Source organism: Klebsiella sp. MS 92-3 (assembly GCF_000195655.1).
Taxonomy (GTDB): Bacteria; Pseudomonadota; Gammaproteobacteria; order Enterobacterales; family Enterobacteriaceae; genus Klebsiella; species Klebsiella pneumoniae.
Genome location: NZ_GL882709.1, coordinates 46,036 through 49,183 on the forward strand (window position 1 = coordinate 46,036; position 3,148 = coordinate 49,183).

A 3,148-nucleotide genomic window follows, 5' to 3' on the forward strand; every position below is an offset into this window, starting at 1 on the left:
TCTTTTTTTTTTCGTTTTTTATCGCTCTCTGTTTATGATGTCATAGCGTAATAATGATAACTATTAAGGGACGACACTATGGCGCACTCGCATTCGCACTCCTCTGTCCAGGCTCCGGATAACAGCAACGCCCGCCGGCTGCTATGGGCGTTTATCGTCACCGCCGGCTTTATGCTGATTGAAGCCGTCGGCGGCGCGATCTCCGGCTCGCTGGCCCTGCTGGCGGATGCCGGCCATATGCTCACCGACTCCGCCGCTCTGCTGTTTGCGCTGCTGGCGGTTCGCTTCGCCAGCCGCCCACCAAATGCCCGCCATACCTTTGGCTGGTTGCGTTTAACCACCCTGGCGGCGTTTCTCAATGCTATTGCTCTGGTGGTGATCACCATGCTGATTGTCTGGGAGGCGATTCAGCGCTTCCAGCATCCGCAGCCGGTAGCCGGCGTGACGATGATGGTCATTGCAGTCGCCGGTCTGCTGGCCAACGTGCTGGCGTTTTGGATCCTACATCGGGGTAGCGAGGAGCGGAATCTTAACGTACGCGCCGCAGCGCTACACGTGCTTGGCGACCTGCTGGGCTCGGTCGGCGCGATCGTGGCGGCCGTGGTGATCCTCACCACCGGCTGGACGCCTGTCGACCCGATTCTTTCCGTGCTGGTTTCCTGCCTGGTATTACGTAGTGCCTGGCGATTACTGAAAGAGAGTCTGAATGAATTGCTGGAAGGCGCGCCGCGTTCGCTGGATGTGGCGGCCCTGCAGCGGGATATCCGTCGCTCTATCCCGGAGGTACGCGATGTTCACCACGTCCACGTCTGGCTGGTGGGGGAAAAACCGGTGATGACGCTCCATGTACAGGTCGTTCCACCGCACGACCATGACGCGTTACTCAACCGCATCCTGCATTTCCTGGAACATAAATATGAAATTGCGCATGCCACGGTGCAGATGGAGTACCAGCCCTGCAGCGGCCCGGAGTGCCATCTCAACACGATGCACGCCGGGCACGATCATCACCACCACCATTAGCCAGAAAACGCGTGAGAACCTCAGCCAGAAAACGCGTGAGAACCTCGCTCACGCGCGCTGTTTATCCACATCCGGCTGCCGTTCAACGCAATGAACGTCAGCAAGAGGTATTCCAGCGACATGGCATAGACGCCCTGACGGGCAAAAATCACCACGCTTATCACGTTGACGATCACCCACAGCAGCCAGTTTTCAACATACTTGCGGGTCATTAAGATCATCGCCACCACCGACAGCACCGTCATGCAGGAGTCCCAGAACGGGAAAGCATCCGGCTGCAGTTCCGGCATAGTGACCTGCAAACCGAGCGCTTGCATCAGGCTGACCGCGATCCGCGTCAGGAAAGCAAAGAACGGGTTGATAAACAGGGTCAGCAAGCCGATCGCTACCACGCAGGCCGCCAGCCAGCCCAGCGCTTTGCTGCGCGGCAGCCAGCGGATCTGCAGCTCAGCCTCATGGTTGCTGCTTTGTCGCGACCATGCATACCAGCCGTAAACGTTAGCGGCAAAAAAGAACAGCTGCAGCAGCAGGCTGGCGTACAGCTGGATCTGAAAGAAGATGATGGCGAACAGCGTGACGTTGACCAGCCCGAAAGCATAGTTACTGATCTTCTCCAGGCTCGCCAGCCAGATACACAACAGCCCGGCAATCGTCCCCACGGCCTCTATCCAGGAGAGATCGTACCCCCCAGCGCCGATGGGTATATTTACTAAAATATTCTGCGTGCTAAAAAAATCCATTTCCTCCCCTCAGCGTCTGGCGACGCGACAATAGGTTATCCCCGTAGTGTAGCCGCAAAATCCAGCATCCGGTTAAGGGGAATTAATGCGCCGGTTCGCAGCGCTTCGTCGACATGGATTTCATGTTCAGCGCCGCCCTGCTCGAGACCCTCGGCAATGGCTTTCAGGCCATTCATCGCCATCCACGGACAATGCGCGCAGCTGCGGCAGGTCGCCCCTTCGCCGGCGGTGGGCGCTTCCAGCAGCGTTTTCTCCGGCACCGCCTGCTGCATTTTATAGAAAATACCGCGATCGGTGGCCACGATCAGCTGGCGCTGGGGCAGGCTTTTCGCCGCCGCAATCAGCTGGCTGGTGGAGCCTACGGAATCGGCCATCTCAACGATCGCCTGCGGCGACTCGGGATGGACCAGCACGGCGGCTTCGGGATGCAGAGCCTTCATCCGCATCAACGCCTGGGTTTTAAACTCGTCGTGCACGATGCACGCCCCCTGCCAGCACAGCACGTCTGCGCCGGTCTGACGCTGAACGTAGCGCCCAAGGTGGCGGTCCGGCGCCCAGAGGATCTTTTGACCAAGACTATCCAGATGGTCAATGAGTTCCACGGCGATGCTGGAGGTCACCACCCAGTCGGCGCGGGCCTTCACCGCGGCGGACGTATTGGCATAGACCACTACGGTGCGGTCAGGATGGGCGTCGCAAAAGGCGTTGAATTCCTCAATCGGACAGCCCAGATCCAATGAACACTCGGCGTTCAGGGTCGGCATCAAAATGGTCTTTTCCGGGCTGAGGATTTTGGCGGTTTCCCCCATAAAACGCACCCCGGCGACCAGCAGCGTGGAGGCCGAATGGCGGGCGCCAAAGCGCGCCATCTCCAGCGAGTCGGCGATACAGCCGCCGGTCTCTTCCGCCAGCTGTTGAATTTCAGGATCGGTGTAGTAATGCGCCACCATCACGGCATCGCGCTCGCGCAGCAGGCGCTTGATTTTTTCGCGGTAAAACTGCTTTTCGTCGACGGTCAGCGGCTGCGGTTTAGCAGGGAAAGGATAAATCGCCGTTTCAGGATCAAACATTACGCTCATCATGCAATCTCGTTTTACTGGCTTAACTCTACAACCGTCAGTATGGCCTGTCGGCGGCTTAACACGGTCATGGTGTTTTATATGCTAAACAAGATAGCCGATTACGAGCTAAAAGTCGTGATGAATTTTGTACATCAGACCCTTTTCCCGGGGACGGTGCTGCGCATCTGCCCGAACGACCGGTTCGTATCCTGTGCAGGCACGGTAAGCGCAGCGTGACCGTGGGAAAATGATGAATTAAGAAATTATTAACATTGATGAGTGGCAGGGAAATGCAGATAGCAAAAAGGCGCCTTTAGGGGGGCC

Annotated in this window: 4 protein-coding genes; 2 read left to right on the plus strand and 2 right to left on the minus strand. The window is 57.6% G+C overall.

Translation table 11 applies throughout. From position 1 onward, the window contains the following. Positions 1–78 precede the first annotated feature (78 nt). Positions 79–1,023 carry a CDF family zinc transporter ZitB gene (gene zitB, locus HMPREF9538_RS26110; protein ID WP_004147641.1) on the plus strand — a complete coding sequence of 315 codons (945 nt, stop codon included), beginning with the start codon at positions 79–81 and terminating at the stop codon, positions 1,021–1,023. A 20-nt stretch (positions 1,024–1,043) separates the two neighbouring features. On the opposite strand, the gene pnuC is transcribed toward zitB, so the two are convergent. Both pnuC and nadA read right to left on the minus strand, forming a co-directional pair. Then, positions 1,044–1,763 carry a nicotinamide riboside transporter PnuC gene (gene pnuC, locus HMPREF9538_RS26105; RefSeq protein ID WP_009483850.1) on the minus strand — a complete coding sequence of 240 codons (720 nt, stop codon included), beginning with the start codon at positions 1,761–1,763 and terminating at the stop codon, positions 1,044–1,046. 35 nt (positions 1,764–1,798) lie between these two features. After that, on the minus strand, positions 1,799–2,842 hold the full coding sequence (gene nadA, locus HMPREF9538_RS26100) for a quinolinate synthase NadA (RefSeq protein WP_023282300.1): 1,044 nt from the start codon (positions 2,840–2,842) through the stop codon (positions 1,799–1,801). A 69-nt stretch (positions 2,843–2,911) separates the two neighbouring features. Between nadA and HMPREF9538_RS31290 the strand changes: the two genes are divergently transcribed. Beyond that, complete coding sequence (locus HMPREF9538_RS31290) at positions 2,912–3,061, plus strand: hypothetical protein (protein ID WP_004218635.1); 150 nt, start codon at positions 2,912–2,914, stop codon at positions 3,059–3,061. Positions 3,062–3,148: the final 87 nt, after the last annotated feature.

Bases quoted from the DNA above. Each gene is read 5' to 3' on its own strand.
- zitB (WP_004147641.1), top strand. From the start codon at position 79: ATGGCGCACTCGCATTCGCACTCCTCTGTCCAGGCTCCGGATAACAGC.
- pnuC (WP_009483850.1), bottom strand. From the start codon at position 1,763: ATGGATTTTTTTAGCACGCAGAATATTTTAGTAAATATACCCATCGGC.
- nadA (WP_023282300.1), bottom strand. From the start codon at position 2,842: ATGAGCGTAATGTTTGATCCTGAAACGGCGATTTATCCTTTCCCTGCT.
- HMPREF9538_RS31290 (WP_004218635.1), top strand. From the start codon at position 2,912: ATGGTGTTTTATATGCTAAACAAGATAGCCGATTACGAGCTAAAAGTC.